A 22,175-nucleotide genomic window follows, 5' to 3' on the forward strand; every position below is an offset into this window, starting at 1 on the left:
CGGCCCATGCGAGTGGAACGCCTGCACACGTTCGAATCCACGCTGCCCGCCGACGACGATCATCCGTACCGCACCGGCCCGTGGCGTCCGCAGGTCACCGAATGGCGCGCCGACGACCTCGACGTGGTGGCCGGTGAGGTGCCCGCCGACCTCGACGGGATGTACCTGCGCAACACCGAGAACCCACTGCACCCTGCGGCGACCTCGTACCACCCGTTCGACGGCGACGGCATGATCCACATCGTCGAGTTCGGCGGCGGGAGAGCCTCTTACCGCAACCGGTTCGTCCGCACCGACGGTTTCCTCGCCGAGAACGAGGCGCGCGGTCCGCTGTGGGCCGGGTTCATCGAGATGCCGTCGGCGGCCAAACGCACCGACGGGTGGGGTGCGCGCACCCGGATGAAGGACGCGTCGAGCACCGACGTCGTCGTACACCGCGGCACCGCGCTGACGAGCTTCTACATGTGCGGCGACCTCTACCAGGTCGACCCGTACACCGCCGAGACCCTCGGCAAGGAGACCTGGCACGGCGAGTTCCCGGCCTGGGGCGTGTCCGCACACCCCAAGGTCGACCCGGTCACCGGGGAACTGCTGTTCTTCAGCTACAGCAAGGAGGCGCCGTACCTGCGTTACGGCGTCGTCGACAAGGACGCCAACCTCGTGCACCAGACCGACGTGCCGCTGCCGGGTCCGCGGATGCCGCACGACATGGCGTTCACCGAGAACTATGTGATCCTCAACGACTTCCCACTGTTCTGGGAGCCGTCGCTGCTCAAACAGGACATCCACGCCCCGGTCTTCCACCGCGACATGCCGTCCCGGTTCGCCGTACTGCCGCGCCGTGGCGACCAGTCGCAGGTGCGGTGGTTCGAGACCGCCGCGACCTACGCCCTGCACTTCGTCAACGCCTTCGAGGACGGCGACGAGATCGTGCTCGACGGGTTCTTCCAGGACAACCCGTCGCCGTCGACGAAGGGCGCGAAATCGTTGGAGGAGGCGGCCTTCCGCTACCTCGCCCTCGACGGCTTCGAATCGCACCTGCACCGCTGGCGGTTCAACCTCGTTACCGGGGCGGCCACCGAGGAGCGGTTGTCGGAGCGCCTCACCGAATTCGGCATGATGAACGGCGACTTCGCCACCCGGCAGTACCGCTACGTCTACGCCGCCACCGGCAAACCCGGCTGGTTCCTGTTCGACGGTCTGGTCAAACACGATCTGCGCGACGGGGGTGAGGAGCGGATCTCGTTCGGGGACGGCGTCTTCGGCAGCGAGACCGCGATGGCGCCGCGCATCGACGGCGGCGCCGAGGACGACGGCTACCTGGTCACCCTGACCACCGACATGAACGACGACGCCTCCTACTGCCTGGTGTTCGACGCCGCGGACATCACCGCCGGTCCCGTGTGCAAACTGCGCCTACCCGAACGGATCTGCAGCGGTACGCACTCCACCTGGGTGTCCGGCCCGGAGCTGCGGCGGTGGCACGCCCCGCGGTGACCGACGACGGTGAGGTCAACGCGATAGGGCGCATGCTCGGACTGCTCGGCGACGAGTGGACCCTGCTGATCGTGCGCGAATCCCTCATGGGCGCATGGCGATTCACCGATTTCGCGGCGATGAATGTGTCGCGGCCGATCTCGAACGCGGTGCTCACCAACCGGTTGCGGGTGCTGGTGGGGGACGGCATGCTCGACCGGCAGGTGTACCAGGAGCAGCCGCTGCGCGCCGGCTACGTGCCCACCGAACGGTGCCGTGCGCTGTGGCCGCTGCTGGTGTCGATCTGGCACTGGGAGCGGACCTGGGTGCCCGACCACGCCGAGCCCCTGCCCGCCATGCGCCATCGCGGATGCGGGCGGGAATTCTCCCCGGCGCTGCGCTGCGCCCACTGCCGCCGCCAGGTGGCGGCGACCGATCTCGACGCGCGGTGGGGCCCCAGCGGCGGCTGGGCGCGGTCCGTGCCGCGCGGCACCACCCGCAGACGCGCCAGGGACGCCACCGCGCAGGCCGGGCTGTTCCCGGAGACGATGGCGATCTTCGGCAACCGCTGGGCCGCCGCGATCATCGGCGCGGCGTTCCTCGGCACCCGCCGGTTCAGCGACTTCCAGGGCAGGCTCGGCGCACCGGCGGCCCTGGTCGCCGAACACCTTCGGGTGTTCTGCGATATCGGGGTGCTGCAGGCCGCCGCCCACCCGCGGCGCGCGGACTGGTCCGAATACCACCTCACCCCCAAGGGGCAGGCCTTCTTCCCGGTCGTCGCGTCGGCGATCGGGTGGGCCGACCAGTGGTTCGGCGCCCCCGAGGGGCCCGCGCTGACCCTCACCCACACCGCGTGCGGTCGGGGCTTCGTACCGCAGCTCGGCTGCGATCAGTGCGCCGACGCGCTGGCCGGCGACACCGTCGAGATCGTCGACGTGCTCAGCCGCGGGTGACCCGTGCGGAGGTGTCCCCGTAGGTCACCGTGTCCCCGGGCCGCAACTGGCGGCCCCGGCGCACCTCGACCTCACCGTTGACGCTGACCAGACCGTCGGCGATCACCGCCTTGGCGTCGGCGCCGCTGTCGATCAGCGAGGCGAGCTTGAGGAACTGACCAAGCCGGATGATGTCGTCCGCGATCGGAACCTCGAGCGCCGCCATGCCCGTCAGGCTAACGCCCTAGCATCTGCAGGTGTGGACGTGCGCTGGGTCCTGCACCTGGACATGGACGCGTTCTTCGCGTCGGTCGAGCAGTTGACCCGGCCCACCCTGCGGGGGCGGCCGGTGCTCGTCGGCGGTCTTGGCGGGCGCGGTGTGGTGGCGGGCGCCAGCTACGAGGCCCGCGTCCACGGTGCGCGCTCGGCGATGCCGATGCACCAGGCCCGCAGGATGGTCGGCGCGCCCGCGGTGGTGCTGCCGCCGCGCGGCGTCGTCTACGGCCTGGCCAGCCGCCGCGTCTTCGACACCGTCCGCACCCTGGTCCCGGTGCTCGAGCAGCTGTCGTTCGACGAGGCGTTCGGCGAACCGGCCGAGCTGGCGGGCGCCACCGCCGCCGAGGTCGAGGAGTTCTGCGAACGGCTGCGGGCACGGGTGCTCGAGGAGACCGGTCTGGTGGCCTCGGTGGGCGCCGGTTCGGGTAAGCAGATCGCCAAGATCGCCTCCGGGCTGGCCAAACCCGACGGCATCCGGGTGGTGCCCCGCGACGCCGAGCGCACCATGCTCCACGGGTTGCCGGTCCGCAAGCTGTGGGGGATCGGACCCGTCGCCGAGGACAAACTGCACCGCCTCGGCATCGAGACCATCGGTCAACTCGCCGCGCTGTCGGAGGCCGAAGTCGCCGACGTCCTCGGCTCCGCGGTGGGTCTCGCGCTGCACCGCCTCGCCCGCGGCATCGACGACCGGCCCGTCGCCGAACGTGCCGAAGCCAAACAGATCAGCGCCGAGTCGACGTTCCCGGCCGACCTCATCACCCTCGACCAGGTCCGCGAGGCGATCGGCCCGATCGCCGAACACGCGCACCGCCGGCTGACCAAGGACGGCCGCGGCGCCCGCACCGTCACGGTCAAGCTGAAGAAGTCCGATATGAGCACGCTGACCCGGTCGGCCACGCTGCCGTCGGCCACCACCGACATCGGCACGCTGAGCGCGACCGCCCGCAGGCTGCTGATCGACCCCGTCGAGATCGGCCCGATCCGCCTTGTCGGCGTTGGGTTCTCGGGTCTGACGGAGGTACGCCAGGAATCGCTGTTCCCCGACCTCGAACTCGTCGAGGACGAGTCGGCACTCCGGGCCGCGCTACCGCCGACGGTCAGCGAGGCCGCCGCGGTGCCACCGGCCTGGCGGGTCGGTGATGACGTCGCCCACCCCGAACTCGGTCACGGCTGGATCCAGGGCGCGGGCCACGGCGTCATGACCATCCGGTTCGAAACCCGCAGCACCGGACCGGGTCCGGCGCGCACCTTCGCCCACGACCTGCCCGAGATCGTGCGCGCCAACCCCGTCGACAGCCTCGACTGGCCGGACTACGTCCGCGGTCTGGAGGACTACCAGAGCACCCCGTAGGTGGCCGTCAACCCCACTCGGCGAGTGCGTCGGCGGCGGGTACCCGCGCGGCGAGAGCGCCCATCAGCAGCACCCGGGCCTGTGAGGGACGCAGCGTGGGCACCACCAACGCACCGGCGTCGACGAGGTCGCGCCCCGGCCCGTACGCCGGCCGCACCCGTCCGCCGGGTACCCGCGTCGACACCGCGACGACCACACCGTCGGCGCACAGCCGCCGCACCCCGTCGATCACCGGTGCGGGAGCGTTACCCGCCCCCAGCGCCTCCAGGACGACCGCACGGGCGCCCGCCGCGGCGCAGGCGTGCAGCGCCGTGGCGTCGCCACCGGGGTAGGTGGCGACGATGTCGACCCGCGGCGCGTCTGCCGCCGACAGTTCGCCGAGATACGGCCGCCGCTTGGGCCCGGCGAGGGCGAACCGGCCCTCGGCGACCGCGCCGACCACGAGCCCGTCGAATCCGTCGAGGCTCTCGGTCGCGACCTTGTGCAGGCCCAGTGGCGCGCGGACCCGGCCTGCGAACCCGACGAGCACCCCGAGTCCGCGGGCGTCGGCGGCCGCGGCGACGGTCAGCGCATCCCGCAGGTTGCCCGGACCGTCGGCGTCGGGCGCGTCCGCGCCGCGCTGCGCGCCGGTCACCACCACCGGCGTCGCGCCGGCGTAGGTGAGCTCCAGCCACAGCGCGGTCTCCTCCATGGTGTCGGTGCCGTGGGTGATCACCACACCGCCCGCGCCGTCGGCGTCGGCCGCCCGCACCGCAGCGCCGATGCGGTCCCAGTCGGCGGGGACCAGTTGGGAGCTGTCCTTGCCGAGCAGATCGACCACCGCCACGTCCAGGCCCGCCGTCAGGTCCGCGCCGGTGCGGGTGGGGCGACGCACACCGTCGGCGTCGGTGCTGGTGGCGATGGTGCCGCCGGTGGTGATCACGACGAGGCTCACGTGCGGAATTGTTCCCTATGCGCGGTTTGGGATGATGGTGTGGTGACTGACGAAACATCGGGTGACGCCGAGCCCACCACCCCGGTCGAGCCGGCGCCCCGCCCGCGACGGCGGTTGGGCCTGCTGTTGTCGGTCGCGGCCGTCGTCCTGGTGCTCGACATCGTGACCAAAGTGCTCGCCGTGCGGTTGCTGACTCCTGGTCAGCCGGTATCGATCATCGGCGACACGGTGACCTGGACGCTGGTGCGCAACTCCGGTGCGGCGTTCTCGATGGCGACCGGCTACACGTGGGTGCTCACGCTGGTGGCGACCGGTGTGGTGATCGGCATCGTGTGGATGGGCAGGCGGCTGGTGTCGCCCTGGTGGGCGCTCGGGCTGGGGCTGATCCTCGGCGGTGCGATGGGCAACCTCATCGACCGCTTCTTCCGCTCGCCGGGACCGCTGCGCGGCCACGTCGTGGACTTCCTGTCCATCGGCTGGTGGCCGGTGTTCAACGTGGCCGACCCGTCGGTGGTCGGCGGGGCGATCCTGCTGGTGGTGCTGTCCTTGTTCGGCTTCGACTTCGACACCGTGGGTCGGAGGCAGCCCCAGCCGTCTGTTCAAGCCGAGGCCGACCGGTCATAGTGTCCACACGGTCGATGCCCGTGCCGGAGGGGCTGGGCGGAATGCGGGTCGACGCCGGACTGGCGCGGCTGCTGGGACTCTCGCGCACCGCCGCGGCGGCGCTGGCCGAGGACGGCGGGGTGGACCTCGACGGCGTGCCCGCGGGCAAGTCCGACCGGCTCACCGCGGGTGCCTGGCTGGAGGTGCGGCTGCCCGCGGCGCCCCCGCCGGTCGAGAACACCCCGGTCGAGATCGAGGGCATGTCGATCCTGTACTCCGACGACGACATCGTCGCCGTCGACAAGCCGCCGGGGGTGGCCGCCCACGCGACCGTCGGCTGGCACGGTCCCACGGTGCTTGGCGGGCTGGCCGCGGCCGGGTTCCGGATCAGCACCTCGGGGATCCACGAACGGCAGGGCATCGTGCACCGGCTCGACGTCGGCACCTCGGGGGTGATGGTGGTGGCGTTGTCGGAACGCGCGTACACCGTGCTCAAGCGGGCGTTCAAGCAGCGCACCGTCGACAAGCAGTACCACGCACTGGTGCAGGGGCACCCCGATCCGAGCAGCGGCACCATCGACGCGCCGATCGGCAGGCACCGCGGCAACGACTGGAAGTTCGCGGTCACCGAGGGCGGCAGGCACAGCGTCACCCATTACGACACGCTCGAGGCGTTCCAGGCCGCCAGCCTGCTCGACGTCGAGCTGGAGACCGGCCGCACCCACCAGATCCGGGTGCACTTCGCCGCCCTGCACCATCCGTGCTGCGGTGACCTGACCTACGGCGCGGATCCGACGCTGGCCAAACGCCTCGGTCTGGAACGGCAGTGGCTGCACGCCCGGTCGCTGGCGTTCGCGCATCCGGCCGACGGCCGCCGGGTCGAGATCACCAGCCCGTATCCCGCCGACCTGCAGCACGCTCTCGACGTGCTGCGTCAGCACGCGCGGTGACCCGGCGCAACGGCGGCCTGCTCTACGGTCTCGGAGCGTACGTCTGGTGGGGCCTGTGTCCGGGCTTCTTCCTGCTGTTGCTGCCCAGCGGTTCGCTGGAGATCCTGGCCCACCGCATCGTGTGGAGCGTGGTGTTCCTCATGCTGCTGCTCGCGGTCACCCGCCACCTGGGCGACCTGCGCCGGCTGGGGTGGCGCACCTGGCTGCTGCTGGTCGTCGCATCGGCGCTGATATCGATGAACTGGGGGGTCTACATCTGGGCGGCCACCCACTCCCACGTGGTCGACGCCGCCCTCGGCTACTTCATCAACCCGCTGATCAGCGTGGCGATCGGGGTGCTGGTGTTCCGCGAGCGGATCAACCGCTGGCAGCAGGGAGCGCTGGCGCTCGCCGTCGGCGCGGTCGTGCTGCTGACCGTCGAGGTCGGCGAACCGCCCTACATCGCGTTCGCGCTGGCGCTGTCGTTCGCGTTCTACGGTCTGGTGAAGAAGGTGGTCACCGCGGACCCGCGGGTCAGCGTCGCGGTGGAGACGCTGGTCGCGCTGCCGTTCGCCGGTGGTTACATCATCGCGCTCGAGGCCACCGGTGCCGGTCACTTCCTCAGCGAGGGCGCCGGGCACGCCGGTCTGCTGCTGCTCGCGGGCCCGGTCACCGCGATCCCGCTGCTGCTGTTCGGGGCGGCCGCGCAGCGGTTGCCATTGGTGACGATGGGGCTGTTGTTCTACGTCAACCCCGGTCTGCAGATGGCCTGGGGGGTGTTCATCGGTCACGAGCCGATGCCAGTGGGCCGCTGGATCGGCTTCGCGCTCATCTGGGTCGCGCTCACGCTGCTCGCCGTCGACGCGGTGCGGCGCAGGCCGGTGCGCGACACCCAGACCGAGCCGAGCGAGGGGCAAATACCGGCCCGGGAGGGCTAGCGCCCCTCATCAGGTAACACGGAACCGGCGTTCCGTTATGGCAACCATTGTTGTCGACACGACATTACGTTTGCCGGACAGACAGTTGCCTAGCGTAACAGTGTGTCTTACCGTTTGCTGGTGCAGCGGAGGGGTCGGACGAGGGCGGTGACGCGTGCACGCGGTCGCCCGGTGGGGGCCGATTCCGCCGAAACCCGCCGCCAGATCGTGCGCGCCGGCCGGATCGTCCTGATCGAACGCGGCTACTCCGGGATGACGTTCCAGGCCATCGCCGAGCGGACCGGGCTGAGCAGGCCCACCCTGCACTACTACTTCGCCACCCGCGAAGAGGTCTTCGAGGCGATCATCACCGAGATCGGCGACATCGTGCGCGACAGCGCCGCGCAGGCCTTGCGGCACGAGCGATTACTGGACCGGCTGGCGGCCTTCGTGGAAGACATGCGCCGGGTGGACGCCAGGGACACCTCGATCGTGCCGTTCCTCATCAGCGCGCGGCTCGAACCCCAGCGCAACCCCGAACTGCAGGTGTTCAGCGAATCGCCGGTCCGCGCCTTCCTGGTCCGGCTGGTCGACGACGCGGTCCGGCGCGGGGAGCTCGACGAGGACACCGACGTCGACGGTGTGGCGGACCTGATCCACGTCGTGCTCTACGGGATGGCCTTCTACGCGGGCTTCACCGACGGCCCCGCCAGCCTGGGTGTGATCGCCGATCAGCTGTTCGGGATGTTCGCCCGCGGGCTCGTGCCGGCGCCCCGCGAGGACGTGGCCGAAGACACGCATCACGACACGCCGAAGGGTGTCGGACGGCGGTCCTAGACTGACGACCCTATGAGTGGTTCAGACGGTCGGTCCTCGGGGTCTTTTGTTCACCTGCACAACCACACCGAGTATTCGATGCTGGACGGTGCCGCCAAGGTCAAACCGATGCTGGCGGAGGCACAACGCCTCGAGATGCCCGCGATCGGCATGACCGACCACGGAAACATGTTCGGCGCCAGCGAGTTCTACAACGCGGCCACCGACGCGGGCATCAAACCGATCATCGGGATCGAGGCCTACATCGCACCCGCGTCGCGCTTCGACACCAAGCGCGTCCTGTGGGGCGATCCGAGCCAGAAGTCCGACGACGTGTCGGGCAGCGGTTCCTACACCCACATGACGATGGTCGCCGAGAACGCGACGGGTCTGCGCAACCTGTTCAAGCTGTCGTCGCTGGCCTCGTTCGAGGGGCAGCTCGGCAAGTGGTCCCGCATGGACGCCGAGATCATCGCCGAACACGCCGAGGGCATCATCGCCACCACGGGCTGCCCCTCGGGCGAGGTGCAGACCCGGCTGCGCCTCGGCCACGACCGCGAGGCGCTGGAGGCCGCCGCGAAGTGGCGGGAGATCTTCGGCCCCGACAACTTCTTCCTCGAACTCATGGACCACGGCCTCGACATCGAGCGCCGCGTCCGCGAGGGACTGCTCGAGGTCGGCAAGAAGCTCGGGATCCCGCCGCTGGCCACCAACGACTGCCACTACGTCACCCGCGACGCCTCGCAGAACCACGAGGCGCTGCTGTGCATCCAGACCGGTAAGACCCTCTCGGACCCCACCCGCTTCAAATTCGACGGGGACGGCTACTACCTGAAGTCCGCGGCCGAGATGCGCGCGCTGTGGGACGGTCAGGTCCCCGGCGCCTGCGATTCGACGCTGCTGATCGCCGAGCGCGTGCAGTCCTACGCCGACGTGTGGACCCCGCGCGACCGGATGCCGATCTTCCCCGTCCCCGAGGGGCACGATCAGGCGACGTGGCTGCACCACGAGGTGATGGCGGGGCTGGAACGCCGCTTCAAGCACGCGGGCGGGGCGGTGCCGGGCGAGTACGTCGAACGCGCCGACTACGAGATCAAGGTCATCTGCGACAAGGGTTTCCCGTCGTACTTCCTCATCGTCGCCGACCTGATCAACTACGCGAAGTCCGTCGACATCCGCGTCGGTCCCGGCCGCGGGTCGGCGGCCGGTTCGCTGGTGGCTTACGCCCTCGGCATCACCAACATCGATCCGATCCCGCACGGGCTGCTGTTCGAGCGGTTCCTCAACCCCGAACGCCCGTCCGCCCCCGATATCGACATCGACTTCGACGACCGTCGCCGCGGCGAGATGCTGCGCTACGCCGCCAACAAGTGGGGCAGTGACCGGGTCGCCCAGGTCATCACCTTCGGCACCATCAAGACCAAAGCGGCGCTGAAGGATTCGGCGCGCGTGCACTACGGCCAGCCCGGTTTCGCGATCGCCGACCGGATCACCAAGGCGCTGCCGCCGCCGATCATGGCCAAGGACATCCCGGTGTCGGGCATCACCGACCCCACCCACGAGCGGTACAAGGAGGCTGCCGAGGTCCGCGCGCTGATCGACACCGACCCCGACGTGCGCACCATCTACGAGACCGCCCGCGGGCTCGAAGGCCTCGTGCGCAACGCCGGCGTGCACGCCTGCGCGGTGATCATGAGCTCCGAACCGCTCATCGACGCGATCCCGCTGTGGCGCCGCCCGCAGGACGGTGCGGTGATCACCGGGTGGGACTACCCGTCGTGTGAGGCCATCGGCCTGCTGAAAATGGACTTCCTCGGGCTGCGGAACCTGACGATCATCGGGGACTGCATCGAGAACATCAAGGCCAACCGCGGCATCGACCTGGATCTGGAATCGCTGGCCCTCGATGATCCGAAGGCCTACGAACTGCTCGGCCGCGGCGACACCCTCGGGGTGTTCCAGCTCGACGGCGGCCCGATGCGGGATCTGCTGCGCCGCATGCAGCCCACCGAGTTCAACGACATCGTCGCGGTGCTGGCGCTGTACCGCCCCGGTCCGATGGGCATGAACGCCCACAACGACTACGCCGACCGCAAGAACGGCCGCCAGCCGATCAAACCGATCCACCCCGAACTCGAGGAACCGCTCAAGGAGATCCTCTCCGAGACCTACGGCCTGATCGTCTACCAAGAGCAGATCATGTTCATCGCCCAGAAGGTCGCCTCGTACACGATGGGCAAGGCCGACGCGCTGCGTAAGGCCATGGGCAAGAAGAAGCTCGAGGTGCTCGAGGCCGAGTACAAGGGCTTCCGGGAGGGTATGACCGCCAACGGGTTCTCCGAAGGTGCGGTGAAAGCCCTGTGGGACACCATCCTTCCGTTCGCCGGGTACGCGTTCAACAAATCGCACGCCGCGGGCTACGGGCTGGTGTCGTACTGGACGGCGTACCTGAAGGCCAACTTCCCGGCCGAGTACATGGCGGGTCTGCTCACCTCCGTCGGCGACGACAAGGACAAGGCCGCGGTGTACCTGGCCGACTGCCGCCGCCTCGGCATCACGGTGCTGCCGCCCGACGTCAACGAGTCGGTGCAGAACTTCGCCTCCGTCGGCAACGACATCCGGTTCGGCCTCGGCGCGGTCCGCAATGTCGGCGCCAATGTCGTTGCCTCGCTGGTGAACACGCGCACCGAGAAGGGTAAGTACACCGACTTCTCCGACTACCTCAACAAGATCGACATCGCCGCCTGCAACAAGAAGGTGACGGAGTCGCTGATCAAGGCCGGCGCGTTCGACTCCCTCGGGCACCCCCGCAAGGGGCTCTTCCTGATCCACACCGATGCGGTGGATTCGGTGCTCGGGACCAAGAAAGCCGAGGCGATGGGTCAGTTCGACCTGTTCGGCGGCGCGGACACGGCCACAGATTCGGTGTTCAGCATCAAGGTGCCCGACGAGGAGTGGGAGGACAAGCACAAACTCGCCCTCGAACGGGAAATGCTGGGCCTCTATGTGTCCGGGCATCCGCTCAACGGGGTCGCGCACCTGCTCGCCAACCAGGTCGACACGCAGATCCCGGCGATCCTCGACGGTGACGTCGCCAACGATGCGCAGGTGCTCGTCGGCGGCATCCTCGCGTCGGTGAACCGCCGGGTGAACAAGAACGGATTGCCCTGGGCCTCAGCGCAATTGGAGGACCTCACCGGCGGTATCGAGGTGCTGTTCTTCCCGCAGACGTACTCGGTGTTCGGCGCGGAGATCGCCGACGACGTGGTGGTGCTGGTGAAGGCCAAGGTCGCCGCCCGCGACGACCGCATCGCGCTGATCGCCCACGAACTCGTGGTCCCCGACTTCTCCAGCGCCCAGGCCGACCGGCCGCTGGCGGTCAGCCTGCCGACCCGGCAGTGCACGGTCGACAAGGTGACCGCGCTCAAACAGGTGCTGGCCAACCATCCAGGGACGTCAAAGGTGCACCTCCGGCTGATCAATGGTGAGCGGATCACCACCCTGGAGCTGGACCAGTCGCTGCAGGTGACACCGTCGTCGGCGCTCATGGGTGACCTCAAGGCCCTGCTGGGCCCGGGCTGCCTCGGCGGCTGAATTGGAGGCGGGTTCTGTTGATCCGCCCCCTTCGCCCGCACCGGGACTCACAATCGGCGGTAGGTGACCTACTGCGATCACGACGGTGAGGGGGACCCGATGGCCGGTGAGCTGGTAGTCGAGAGCGATGTCCGAACGGTCACCGGCGGCCACCTGGTGACCGAGGACTACGACCGGCACCCGAGACCGTGTCGCCACGGGATCTGGATCGGATGGCAGCAGACCTTCACTCAGACGGTCACGTTGTCATTCCAGCATTCGGGCCATCCCTATGTCGGATGGTCGGTCGACGGGCAGATGCTCGTCGACCCGGGCGGCGGATCGGTGACGCAACCACCCGGTGATCCGCTGCCCGGCATACAGGGCGTGGTCTACAGCTGTCCGCTCGGCGGGTACTGGCACCGCATCTCGTTCACCTCGACATCCGCTGTGCCACAGACGTGTTTCCAGGTGCAGGTGCTGTTCCGGGAACACGGCGAACACGGTCACCCACTGCACGACGGCCCCGCCATGCGGCTGTGCTTGGCCGGGTCGGACGTCGAGTGGCCGGCGTTCCAGCTGCTCGAGGAGAGGGCGTGCCTGCGGCGATGGTGGGATGTCCTCCAGCGATACGCCGAAGTCGCCGACGTCGGCCCACTCGATCCGGTCGCCTTCCTGACGGCGCTCCCGGGCCGAGACCTCACGATGTTGCAGGCGGCCGCGCGGACGCTGGACGAGCTCGACGCGGACGCGCAGCCGGTGCTGGCAGATGCGTTGCGAGACCGAATCGTCGGCATCCTGCGCTCTCGGCCGGCGACCGGTCCGGTGCGTACCTAGAACTCGACGCGCACGATCGCGCTGTCCTCCCACACGCCGCGGTCACGGGCCTTGCGCAGTTTCTCCCGCAGCGGCAACCCGCTGTGCACGTTACGGACGCCGGGGATCCTCAGTAGCGGCACGATGTTGTACTGCCAGCCGTAGCGCCGGTGCAGCGCGCGGTTCGCGGACTGCGCGTCCGCTCCGCGCAGGATCGTCGCACGGCCGGCCAACGCCGGGGCGTCGTCACTGACCCGACCGCGGTGGTCACAGACGCGGACCTCGACGCCGGGATTGCGGCTGATCCGCGTGGTCTTCGGACCGATCTTGGTGCGGAAGACCAGCGTCGCACCGTCGAGGTGGAACCAGATCGGGGTGTCGACCGGGGTGCCGTCGCGGCGGTAGGACCGCAGCAGTGCATAGCGGGACCGGCGTAGTGCGGCGAGGGCGTCCATGGTTGCCAGTCAACGACTTAGAGTCGACTCGAAGTCAACCCCGGGAAGGAGCCGACGGTGGCGGATCTGACGATCGGTGAGGTGGCGCGCCGCACGGGTGTCGCGGCGACGACGCTGCGGTACTACGAGCAGGTCGGGTTGCTGTCCGCGGCCCGGCGCTTCGGGGGGCAGCGCCGCTACGACGCATCGGCGCTGACCCGGATCGAGGTGATCCGGTTGTGCAAGGTGGCGGGCTTCCGGCTGGACGAGATCGCGGTGCTGTTCGCCGACACTGGTCCCGGCCGGTTGGCCAGCCGCGAACTGGGCGCGGCCAAGCTGATCGAGATCGACGCTCAGATCGACGCGCTGAGACGAGCGCGCGAGGTCGTCGAGTGGGGGATGCGGTGCACGTGTCCCTCGCTCGACGACTGCACCTGCGGCATCCACGCGCCCGTCGACCAATGCGAGACGATGGCGTGATGCACAACGACACCGAGTCCCGGCACATCGCGGTCTGGATCCAGGCGGCTGCCGAAACGGTCTACGACTTCACGGCCGATCCGCAGACGTGGCCGCGGTGGGCGGCCGGTCTGGCGTCGGGCGATCTGCGGCAGGGCCCGCAGGGCTGGGTGGCCGACTCGCCGATGGGCGAGGTCGTCGTCGAGTTCTCCCCGCCCAACGCGTTCGGTGTACTCGACCATCTGGTCCGGCTGCCCGACGGTGAGGCGGTGTACAACCCGCTGCGCGTGGTGCCCGCCGGACCGGGGGAGCCGCGCTGCGAAGTGGTGTTCAGCCTGCGGCGGCGGGCCGGGATGTCCGACGAGGAGTTCGAGGCGGATGCGGCCGCGGTGCTCGCCGACCTGGAGACGCTGCGCGACCTGGTCGAGGATTAACGGCGGCTGGCGCAGACCAGGCCGAAACCGACCCAGCTGACCGTGGCGATACCCGCTGCGGACAGCACAGCGGGTGCGGCGCTCATCGTGAAGGCGCCGACCACGAGGAAGGTGGCCAAACCGGCGAGCAGCGCGATCACCTTGTAGGCCGGCCACGGAACCCCGGCGACGCTCACGTCGCACGCCGCGCGAGCGACGGTCGAGCGGAAGTTGCCTGCCGTGGTCATAGTGTCAACGATACCTCTCAACAAAGTTTTCGGCTAACCGAAACTCAGGTTCAGGACGACTGACTTGTACCCGCCTAAGCTGGTTTCATGCCACTCATCGGAGAATATGAACCCAGCACATCGGATTGGGCCCGGGAACAGGCCGAGAAGTACATGGAGTCGGGTGGGACAGAGGCCACCGAACTCAACGGCAGACCGATCATCCTGCTCACCACCGTCGGCGCGAAGAGCGGCAAGCTCCGCAAGACGCCGCTGATGCGGGTCGAGCACCAGGGCGAGTACGCGGTCGTCGCGTCGCTGGGCGGCGCGCCCAAGCACCCGGTCTGGTACTTCAACATCAAGCAGAACCCGCGGGTGGAACTCCAGGACAAAACCGTCACCAAGGAGTACGACGCACGCGAGGTGTTCGGGGAGGAGAAGGCGCAGTGGTGGGAGCGGGCCGTCGAGGCCTATCCCGACTACGCCGACTATCAGAAGAAGACCGACCGGGAGATTCCCGTGTTCGTGCTCACCCCGGTGGAGTGAGAATTTCCCTCTCGAAACGGGGCAGTGGCACCATTGACCGGTGTCCGCCGAACTGAGCCAAGCCCCCCGTACGTCGCCGATCACCGCGGCCGGCATCGACGAGGCCGCTCAGCGAATTCTCGACGTGGTCATCCGCACGCCGCTGCAGTTCTCCGAGCGGCTCTCCGAGATCACCGGCGCGCAGGTCTACCTCAAGCGCGAGGACCTGCAGGCCGTGCGCTCCTACAAACTGCGCGGCGCGTTCAACCTGCTCTCGCAGCTCACCGACGCCGAGATCGCCGCGGGTGTGGTCTGCTCGTCGGCGGGCAACCACGCCCAGGGTTTCGCGCTGGCGTGCCGGACGATGGGCATCAAGGGCCGGGTGTACGTCCCGGCGAAGACCCCCAAGCAGAAGCGTGACCGGATCCGCTACCACGGCCGCGATTTCATCGAACTGATCGCCGTCGGCGCCACCTACGACCTGGCCGCCGCGGCCGCGATCGACGACGTCGCCCGCACCGGCGCCACGCTGGTGCCGCCCTACGACGACATCCGCACGATGGCCGGTCAGGGCACGATCGCCCCGGAGATCCTCGACGACCTCGACGCCGAACCGGATCTGGTGATCGTCCCGGTGGGCGGCGGCGGCTGCATCGCAGGCATCACCACCTACCTCGCCGAGCGCACGTCGAACACCGCGGTGCTCGGCGTGGAACCGGCGGGCGCGGCATCGATGATCGCGGCGCTGACGGCGGGGGAGCCGGTCACCCTCGACCACGTCGACCAGTTCGTCGACGGCGCCGCGGTCAACCGCGCGGGCCGGCTGCCGTTCGCCGCCCTACAGGCCGCGGGTGACATGGTGTCGCTGACCACGGTGGACGAGGGTGCGGTGTGCACCGCCATGCTCGACCTGTACCAGAACGAAGGCATCATCGCCGAGCCGGCGGGCGCGCTGTCGGTGGCCGGACTGCTCGAGGCCAACGTCGAACCGGGTTCGACCGTGGTCTGCCTGATCTCCGGCGGCAACAACGACGTCTCCCGCTACGGCGAGATCCTCGAGCGGTCGCTGGTGCATCTCGGCCTCAAGCACTACTTCCTGGTCGACTTCCCGCAGGAGCCGGGCGCGCTGCGCCGGTTCCTCGACGAGGTGCTCGGGCCGAACGACGACATCACGCTGTTCGAGTACGTCAAGCGCAACAACCGGGAGACCGGCGAGGCGCTGGTCGGCATCGAGCTGGGCTCGGCCGCCGACTTCGACGGGCTGCTGACCCGCATGCGCAGCTCGGACATGCACGTCGAGGCGCTGGAACCCGATTCGCCGGCCTACCGCTACCTGCTCTAGCCGGCGCGCCGCACCACCGCGAACGAGTGGCCGTCCAGTCGCGTGCCCTCACCCTCGGCGGTCGGGTCGCCCCACGCCAGCACCACCTCACCGCTGACGGGAACCGTCGCCGCGTCGGTGCCGAGGTTGCACGCGATCGACAGCGCACCCCGGTGCATGACGATCCACTTCGCCGCTTCGTCGTAGTCGACGCGCAGATTGTCCAGCCACGGATCGGCGAGGTCGGATTCGTTGTGCCGCAATGTAATCAGCTCGCGGTAGAGCTGCCGTAGCCGGCCGTGGTCGCCCTCGTCGATCTCGTCCCACTTGAGCTTGGACCGCAGGAAGGTCTGCGGATCCTGCGGATCGGGGATCTCGTCGGCGTCCCACCCGTGTTCGGCGAACTCCTTCTTGCGGCCTTCGGCGGTCGCCCGTGCCAGCTCCGGTTCCGGATGGGAACTGAAGAACTGGAACGGTGACGACGAACCCCACTCCTCACCCATGAACAGCATCGCGGTGTAGGGCGAGCCGAGCGCCAGCGCCGCTTTGACCGCGAGCTGACCGGTGTCGAGGTTCTGCGACGGCCGGTCGCCGACGGCCCGGTTGCCGACCTGGTCGTGGGTCAGCGTGTAGGCGAGCAGGCGGGTGGCCGGGATGGCGGTCGTGTCCAGCGGGCGGCCGTGGCGGCGGTGGCGGAACGACGAGTACGTGCCCGCGTGGAAGTACCCGCCGCGCAGCGTCTGCGCCAGCGCCTCGATGGTGCCCCAGTCGCCGTAGTAGCCCTGCGTCTCACCCGAGACCGCGGCGTGGATCGCGTGGTGGATGTCGTCGTCCCACTGCGCGGTCATGCCGAGGCCGCCCTGCTCGCGCGGGGTGATCAGTCGCGGGTCGTTCATGTCGCTCTCGGCGATCAGCGACAGCGGCCTGCCGAGTTCTGTTGCCAGCGCGTCGGTTTCGGCGGACAGTTCCTCGAGGATGTGGATGGCGGTGGTGTCGACCAGTGCGTGCACCGCGTCGAGGCGCAGCCCGTCGGCGTGGAAGTCGCGCATCCACCGCAGCGCGCAGTCGAGGATGTAGCGGCGGACCTCGTCGGCCTCGGCGTCGGCGATGTTGATCGACTCACCCCACGGGTTGCTGCCCGACGACAGGTAGGGCCCGAACTTCGGCAGGTAGTTGCCCGACGGTCCGAGGTGGTTGAACACGGCGTCGATGAGCACGCCGAGCCCCTTGCCGTGGCAGGCGTCGACGAACCGGATCAGCGCGTCCGGGCCGCCGTAGGGTTCGTGCACGGCGTACCAGAGCACCCCGTCGTAGCCCCAGCCGTGGGTGCCGCCGAACGCGTTCACCGGCATCAGTTCGACGAAGTCGACGCCGAGGTCGACCAGGTAGTCGAGCTTGCCGATCGCGGCGTCGAGCGTGCCCTCCGGGGTGAACGTCCCCGTGTGCAGTTCGTAGATCACCTGGCCCTTGTCGGCGCCCTCGATCGCGCGGCCGGCCCAGGCGTCGTCGGTCCACGCGTCGGCCGCGGGCTGCCACAGCTGGGAACGTTCGTGCACCCCGTCGGGCTGGCGGGCCGAGCGCGGATCCGGCAAGATCTTCGGATCGTCGTCGAGGACGAAGCCGTAGCGGGCGTCGGGGGCGGCGTCCACCTCAGCACGCCACCAGTCGTCCTCACCTCGTGTCATCGGGTGCAGCGTCCCGTCGACGTCGAGTTGCACCCGGTCGGGCCGTGGCGCCCACACCGCGAATTCAGGCATGGTCACGCTCCAGCAGGACGGTGGGCAGTTCGGCGAACAGATCGGCGGCGGCGACGGTGCCGCTGAACGCCTTTCCGGTGATGCGGTCGGTCCACGTACCCGCGGGCAGTGCGACTTCGGTGTCGCCCCAACCGGTTTCGTGCAGCCGTACGGTGTGGCGGGTGACGGCGGTGAGCACGTCGTCACCGCGCAGGAACGCCACCACGTGGTCGGCGGCCGCGCCGCGCGCCAGGACCGGGGTGTATCCGCCGTCGAGGAACGTCTGCGGCCGGTCGCGGCGCGCGTGCAGTGCGGCGCGCACCACCCGCAACTTGGGATGCTGCAGCGTCTTCAGTTCGGTGCGGCGCTGCGCGTAGTCGACCGGACGGCGGTTGTCCGGGTCGACCAGGCTGTCCTCCCACAGCTCGGTGCCCTGGTACACGTCGGGCACCCCCGGCCCGGTCAGAGCCAGCAGCTTCTGGCCGAGGCTGTCCGTGCGGGCGTGCGGGTCGAGTTGTTCGACCAGTCGGGTGAGTTCGGTGCCCACCGGACCGTCGATGATGCTGTCGATCCAGGTGTGCACACCGGATTCGAACTCGCTGTCCTGGTCGTTCCACGTGGTGTGGACGGCCGCTTCGCGGATCGCCTTCTCGGCGTAGGCGTGCAACCGCTGCCGCAGCTCGTCGGTGACCGCACCGCTGGTGGGCCACACCCCGAACATGTTCTGCAGCAGGAATAGTCCCGTCGCGGCGTCGGGCGGCGGGGTGCGCTGCGTCCACGCCTCGACGTACTGCGCCCACAGCGACGGCACCTGTGAGAGCACCCCGACGCGGGCGCGCACGTCCTCACCGCGTTTGGTGTCGTGGGTCGTCAGCGTGGTCATCGCCTGCGGCCACAGCGCGGCGCGGGCGGCGGCACGCTGGTGGAACTCGGCAGGCGACACCCCGAACCACTCCGGTTCGCCGCCGACCTCGTTGAGCGACACCAGACGGGCGTCGCGGTAGAACAGGCAGTCCTCCATGGCCTTGGCGGTGGCCGCCCCGCACAGCTGCTGGAACCGCACCGCGGTCTCCCGGCTGCCCGCGACCGCGGTGGCGAAGATCTCCAGCGCCGGTGCGAAACTCGGCTGCTCCGAGAGCGTTTCGGCGATCGCCATCGGCAGGACCATCGACAGAGCCGGATAGTCCGACCGGTACACCCCGAGGTTGCTGATCACCGCGGCGATCGCGGTCGGCAGGTCGGGGTGGTCCTGACCGGTGGCGGCGACAACCGTCCGGCACAGGCGTGCCAGCTCGCTGCCCAGCGTGGTGGTGACCGCTTCGACCTTCAGCGCGCGGGCGGCCTTCGGCATCGCGGCGTAGTCGGCGCCGGTGGTCTCGTAGAGCGTGGTGAGCGCCTCGGCGCCGGCCGGGTCGATGAAGACCCCACCGGTCTCGCGCAGCGCGTCGTAGCCGGTGGTGCCCGCGACCGGCAGGGTCGGGTCCAGCGGCTCGTCGACGGCAAGGATCTTCTCGATGACGATCCAGGCCTGCGGGCCGACGAGGTCACGCAGCCACCTCAGGTAGCCGGGCGGATCGGACAGACCGTCGGGGTGGTCGATGCGGATGCCGTCGACGATGTCGTCGGTGAACCACCGCTTGACCTCGGAGTGGGTGGCCTGGAAGACCGCGGGGTCCTCCTGGCGCAGCCCGGCCAGCGAGGTGATCGAGAAGAACCGGCGGTATCCGCAGATGCCGTTTCGCCAGCCGATCAGCCGGTAGTGCTGGCGGTCGTGCACCTCGGGGCCTGCACCCTCACCGGTGCCGGGTGCGACCGGGAACACCAGGTCACCGAGGCGCAGGGTGTCCCCGTCGACGGTCAGATCGGCGACGTCGGAATCCGACCCCAGGACGGGCAGCAGGATGCGCCCGTCCGGATCGGCGGTCCAGTCCACGTCGAAGTAGTCCGCGTACTGCGATTCGCGGCCGTGGGTGAGGAGATCCCACCACCACCGGTTCTGCTGCGGATCGTCCACACCGACGTGGTTGGGCACGATGTCCACGACCAGCCCGAGCCCGCGGGCCTTGGCCGCCGCCGACAGCGACGCGAGCGCGTCGGCGCCGCCGAGTGCGGCCGACACCGTCGTCGGATCGGTGACGTCGTAGCCGTGGGTGGAGCCCTCGACCGCGGTGAGGATGGGGGACAGGTACAGGTGGGAGACGCCGAGGTCGTCGAGATAGTCGACCAGCTCCTCGGCGTCGGCGAGGGTGAACGCGTCACCGCGCATCTGCAGCCGGTAGGTCGACAGCACGGGCCGGGGCGCCATCACGCCGTCTTCCGCAGAACGAGCAGCGAGCGCGGCTGCAGCGTGATCTTCTCGCCGGCCGGGACCACGACGTCGGTCTCGCCGGCCGGGTCGGCGGTGTCCAGGTCGCCGGTCCACATCTGGGCGTAGTCACCGTCGGGGGTGACGAAGTCCTGGACGTGGTCGTGGGAGTTGAAGCACAGCAGGAACGAATCGTCGACGACGCGCTCGCCGCGGGAGTCGGGTGTCGGGATGGCCTCCCCGTTGAGGAACACCGCCACGCAGCTGCCCAGCCCCGCACCCCAGTCCTCGGGGGTCATCTCCGAGCCCGCGGGTGTCAGCCACGCGATGTCGCGGACCTGGTCGCCGCTGCGGATCGGTTTGCCCTCGAAGAACCGGCGGCGCCGGAACACCGGGTGGCGTTTGCGGAACGCGACCACCTTACGGGTGAATTCCAGCAGGTCGGCGCTGGTCTCACACAGCGACCAGTCCATCCACGACAGCTCGGAGTCCTGGCAGTAGACGTTGTTGTTGCCCTGCTGGGTGCGGCCGATCTCGTCGCCGTGGGCGATCATCGGCGTGCCCTGGCTGACCATCAGCGTGGCGAGCATGTTGCGCATCTGCTTGTCGCGCAGCGCGTTGATCTCCGGATCGTCGGTGGGGCCCTCCACCCCGCAATTCCACGACCGGTTGTGGCTCTCGCCGTCGCGGTTGTCCTCGCCGTTGGCGAAGTTGTGTTTTTCGTTGTAGGACACCAGGTCTCGCATCGTGAACCCGTCGTGACAGGTCACGAAGTTGATCGATGCGCTGGGTCGCCGTCCGGTGGCCTCGTACAGGTCCGATGACCCCGTGAGCCGGGAGGCGAATTCGCCGAGGGTTGCGGGCTCGCCCCGCCAGTAATCACGCACAGTGTCGCGATATTGCCCGTTCCACTCGGTCCACAAACCTGGGAAATTGCCGACCTGGTAACCGCCCTCGCCGATGTCCCACGGTTCGGCGATCAGTTTGACCTGACTGACCACCGGATCCTGCTGGACGAGGTCGAAGAACGCGCTGAGCCGGTCGACGTCGTGCAGTTCGCGCGCCAGCGTGGAAGCCAGGTCGAACCGGAACCCGTCGACGTGCATCTCCAGCACCCAGTACCGCAGCGAGTCCATGATGAGCTGCAGCGTGTGCGGATGGCGGGCGTTGAGGCTGTTGCCGGTTCCGGTGAAGTCCTTGTAGTACCGCTTGTCGTCGTCGAGCAGCCGGTAGTAGGCGGCGTTGTCGATGCCGCGGAAGTTCACGGTGGGCCCGAGGTGGTTGCCCTCGGCGGTGTGGTTGTAGACGACGTCGAGGATGACCTCGATACCGGCGGCGTGGAATGTCCGGACCATGGCCTTGAACTCGGCGACCGCACCGCCGGCGTACTTGGTCGCGGCGTACTCGTTGTGCGGGGCGAAGAAGCCGAAGGTGTTGTAACCCCAGTAGTTACGCAGTCCGAGGTCGAGCAGCCGGTGGTCGTGCATGAACTGGTGCACCGGCATGAGCTCGATCGCGGTGACGTTCAGTGACTTCAGGTGGTCGATGATGGCCGGGTGGCAGAGCCCGGCGTAGGTGCCGCGCAGTTCCTCGGGGATCGCGGGATGGCGCTGGGTCATCCCCTTGACGTGCGCCTCGTAGATCACCGTGTCGTGGTAGGGGGTACGCGGCGCGTGGTCCGAACCCCACTGGAAGAACGGGTTGATCACGACGCTGGTCATGGTGTGGCCCAGCGAGTCGATGCCCGGGGGAGTGCCGCCGGAGGCGAGGTCCTCGGCGGCCATGTCGTAGGAGTAGAGCGCCTGCCCGAATTCGAAGGCGCCGTGGAAGGCCTTGCCGTAGGGGTCGAGCAGCAGCTTGCTCGGATCGCAGCGGTGTCCGGCCGCCGGATCCCACGGCCCGTGCACGCGGAACCCGTACCGCTGCCCGGGCGCGACCGTCGGCAGATAAGCGTGCCAGACGTAGCCGTCGACCTCCTCGAGGCCGATGCGTTCCTCGGTGCCGTCCTTGGCGATCAGGCACAGCTCGACGCGTTCGGCGACTTCGGAGAACAACGAGAAGTTGGTGCCCGCGCCGTCGTAGGTGGCGCCGAGCGGGTAGGCCTCACCGGGCCAGACGGAGTGCGGGGCCAT

At 69.1% G+C, this 22,175-nt stretch carries 20 protein-coding genes; 13 read left to right on the forward strand and 7 right to left on the reverse strand.

Annotated elements, in window-relative coordinates:
- Positions 1-6: 6 nt before the first annotated feature.
- Both AU194_RS01130 and AU194_RS01135 read left to right on the forward strand, forming a co-directional pair.
- Positions 7-1,497, forward strand: coding sequence for a carotenoid oxygenase family protein (locus AU194_RS01130; RefSeq protein ID WP_059087368.1), 1,491 nt, complete (start codon positions 7-9; stop codon positions 1,495-1,497).
- Positions 1,498-1,529: 32 nt separating this feature from the next.
- Entirely contained in the window at positions 1,530-2,429 is a 900-nt protein-coding gene (locus AU194_RS01135) for a winged helix-turn-helix transcriptional regulator (protein WP_059087512.1), read from the forward strand.
- On the opposite strand, the gene AU194_RS01140 is transcribed toward AU194_RS01135, so the two are convergent.
- Positions 2,416-2,634: an RNA-binding S4 domain-containing protein gene (locus tag AU194_RS01140; protein ID WP_059087369.1), complete on the reverse strand. Its 219-nt coding sequence runs from the start codon at positions 2,632-2,634 to the stop codon at positions 2,416-2,418. The genes AU194_RS01135 and AU194_RS01140 overlap by 14 nt on opposite strands.
- Positions 2,635-2,697: 63 nt before the next feature.
- On the opposite strand from AU194_RS01140, the gene AU194_RS01145 reads away from it, so the two are divergent.
- A complete protein-coding gene (locus AU194_RS01145) occupies positions 2,698-4,035 on the forward strand; it encodes a DNA polymerase IV (RefSeq protein ID WP_231743117.1) in 1,338 nt (445 codons plus the stop codon).
- A 7-nt stretch (positions 4,036-4,042) separates the two neighbouring features.
- On the opposite strand, the gene AU194_RS01150 is transcribed toward AU194_RS01145, so the two are convergent.
- Positions 4,043-4,969, reverse strand: coding sequence for an asparaginase (locus AU194_RS01150; RefSeq protein WP_059087370.1), 927 nt, complete (start codon positions 4,967-4,969; stop codon positions 4,043-4,045).
- Positions 4,970-5,011: 42 nt separating this feature from the next.
- On the opposite strand from AU194_RS01150, the gene lspA reads away from it, so the two are divergent.
- The 6 genes from lspA to AU194_RS01180 all read left to right on the forward strand — a co-directional run bounded on the left by lspA (position 5,012) and on the right by AU194_RS01180 (position 12,644).
- On the forward strand, positions 5,012-5,593 hold the full coding sequence (gene lspA / locus AU194_RS01155) for a signal peptidase II (RefSeq protein ID WP_059087514.1): 582 nt from the start codon (positions 5,012-5,014) through the stop codon (positions 5,591-5,593).
- Positions 5,593-6,522 (forward strand): RluA family pseudouridine synthase, encoded by a 930-nt coding sequence (locus AU194_RS01160; protein WP_059087371.1) that lies wholly within the window; start codon positions 5,593-5,595, stop codon positions 6,520-6,522. Before lspA ends, AU194_RS01160 begins: the two co-directional genes overlap by 1 nt.
- Before the next feature lie 17 nt (positions 6,523-6,539).
- On the forward strand, positions 6,540-7,439 hold the full coding sequence (gene rarD / locus AU194_RS01165; RefSeq protein WP_059087515.1) for an EamA family transporter RarD: 900 nt from the start codon (positions 6,540-6,542) through the stop codon (positions 7,437-7,439).
- A gap of 171 nt (positions 7,440-7,610) precedes the next feature.
- A complete protein-coding gene (locus AU194_RS01170; protein WP_231743105.1) occupies positions 7,611-8,255 on the forward strand; it encodes a TetR/AcrR family transcriptional regulator in 645 nt (214 codons plus the stop codon).
- A 12-nt stretch (positions 8,256-8,267) separates the two neighbouring features.
- On the forward strand, positions 8,268-11,828 hold the full coding sequence (gene dnaE / locus AU194_RS01175; RefSeq protein WP_059087373.1) for a DNA polymerase III subunit alpha: 3,561 nt from the start codon (positions 8,268-8,270) through the stop codon (positions 11,826-11,828).
- A 63-nt stretch (positions 11,829-11,891) separates the two neighbouring features.
- Positions 11,892-12,644: a hypothetical protein gene (locus AU194_RS01180; protein ID WP_059087374.1), complete on the forward strand. Its 753-nt coding sequence runs from the start codon at positions 11,892-11,894 to the stop codon at positions 12,642-12,644.
- Here AU194_RS01180 and AU194_RS01185 read toward each other — a convergent pair.
- The gene (locus AU194_RS01185) at positions 12,641-13,078 is read right to left on the reverse strand and encodes a PPOX class F420-dependent oxidoreductase (RefSeq protein ID WP_059087375.1); all 438 of its coding nucleotides are present in this window, start codon (positions 13,076-13,078) and stop codon (positions 12,641-12,643) included. The two genes, AU194_RS01180 and AU194_RS01185, sit on opposite strands and share 4 nt — an antisense overlap.
- Before the next feature lie 57 nt (positions 13,079-13,135).
- Between AU194_RS01185 and AU194_RS01190 the strand changes: the two genes are divergently transcribed.
- The gene (locus AU194_RS01190) at positions 13,136-13,537 is read left to right on the forward strand and encodes a MerR family transcriptional regulator (RefSeq protein ID WP_059087376.1); all 402 of its coding nucleotides are present in this window, start codon (positions 13,136-13,138) and stop codon (positions 13,535-13,537) included.
- The gene (locus tag AU194_RS01195; protein ID WP_059087516.1) at positions 13,537-13,950 is read left to right on the forward strand and encodes an SRPBCC family protein; all 414 of its coding nucleotides are present in this window, start codon (positions 13,537-13,539) and stop codon (positions 13,948-13,950) included. Before AU194_RS01190 ends, AU194_RS01195 begins: the two co-directional genes overlap by 1 nt.
- Here AU194_RS01195 and AU194_RS01200 read toward each other — a convergent pair.
- Entirely contained in the window at positions 13,947-14,177 is a 231-nt protein-coding gene (locus tag AU194_RS01200; RefSeq protein WP_059087377.1) for a hypothetical protein, read from the reverse strand. The genes AU194_RS01195 and AU194_RS01200 overlap by 4 nt on opposite strands.
- 87 nt (positions 14,178-14,264) lie before the next feature.
- On the opposite strand from AU194_RS01200, the gene AU194_RS01205 reads away from it, so the two are divergent.
- A complete protein-coding gene (locus tag AU194_RS01205; protein ID WP_059087378.1) occupies positions 14,265-14,702 on the forward strand; it encodes a nitroreductase family deazaflavin-dependent oxidoreductase in 438 nt (145 codons plus the stop codon).
- Between the two features lie 40 nt (positions 14,703-14,742).
- Positions 14,743-16,023: a threonine ammonia-lyase IlvA gene (gene ilvA, locus AU194_RS01210; RefSeq protein ID WP_059087379.1), complete on the forward strand. Its 1,281-nt coding sequence runs from the start codon at positions 14,743-14,745 to the stop codon at positions 16,021-16,023.
- On the opposite strand, the gene treZ is transcribed toward ilvA, so the two are convergent.
- From treZ to glgX, 3 genes are read right to left on the reverse strand one after another with little or no spacing between them, the layout of a single operon-like run.
- Complete coding sequence (gene treZ / locus AU194_RS01215) at positions 16,020-17,759, reverse strand: malto-oligosyltrehalose trehalohydrolase (protein WP_059087517.1); 1,740 nt, start codon at positions 17,757-17,759, stop codon at positions 16,020-16,022. The genes ilvA and treZ overlap by 4 nt on opposite strands.
- On the reverse strand, positions 17,752-20,043 hold the full coding sequence (gene treY, locus AU194_RS01220) for a malto-oligosyltrehalose synthase (RefSeq protein ID WP_059087380.1): 2,292 nt from the start codon (positions 20,041-20,043) through the stop codon (positions 17,752-17,754). The genes treZ and treY overlap by 8 nt, the downstream gene beginning before the upstream one ends.
- Positions 20,043-22,175, reverse strand: a complete 2,133-nt coding sequence (gene glgX, locus AU194_RS01225; protein ID WP_059087381.1) for a glycogen debranching protein GlgX — start codon at positions 22,173-22,175, stop codon at positions 20,043-20,045. Before glgX ends, treY begins: the two co-directional genes overlap by 1 nt.

This window comes from Mycobacterium sp. GA-2829, from assembly GCF_001499965.1.
Taxonomy (GTDB): Bacteria; Actinomycetota; Actinomycetes; order Mycobacteriales; family Mycobacteriaceae; genus Mycobacterium.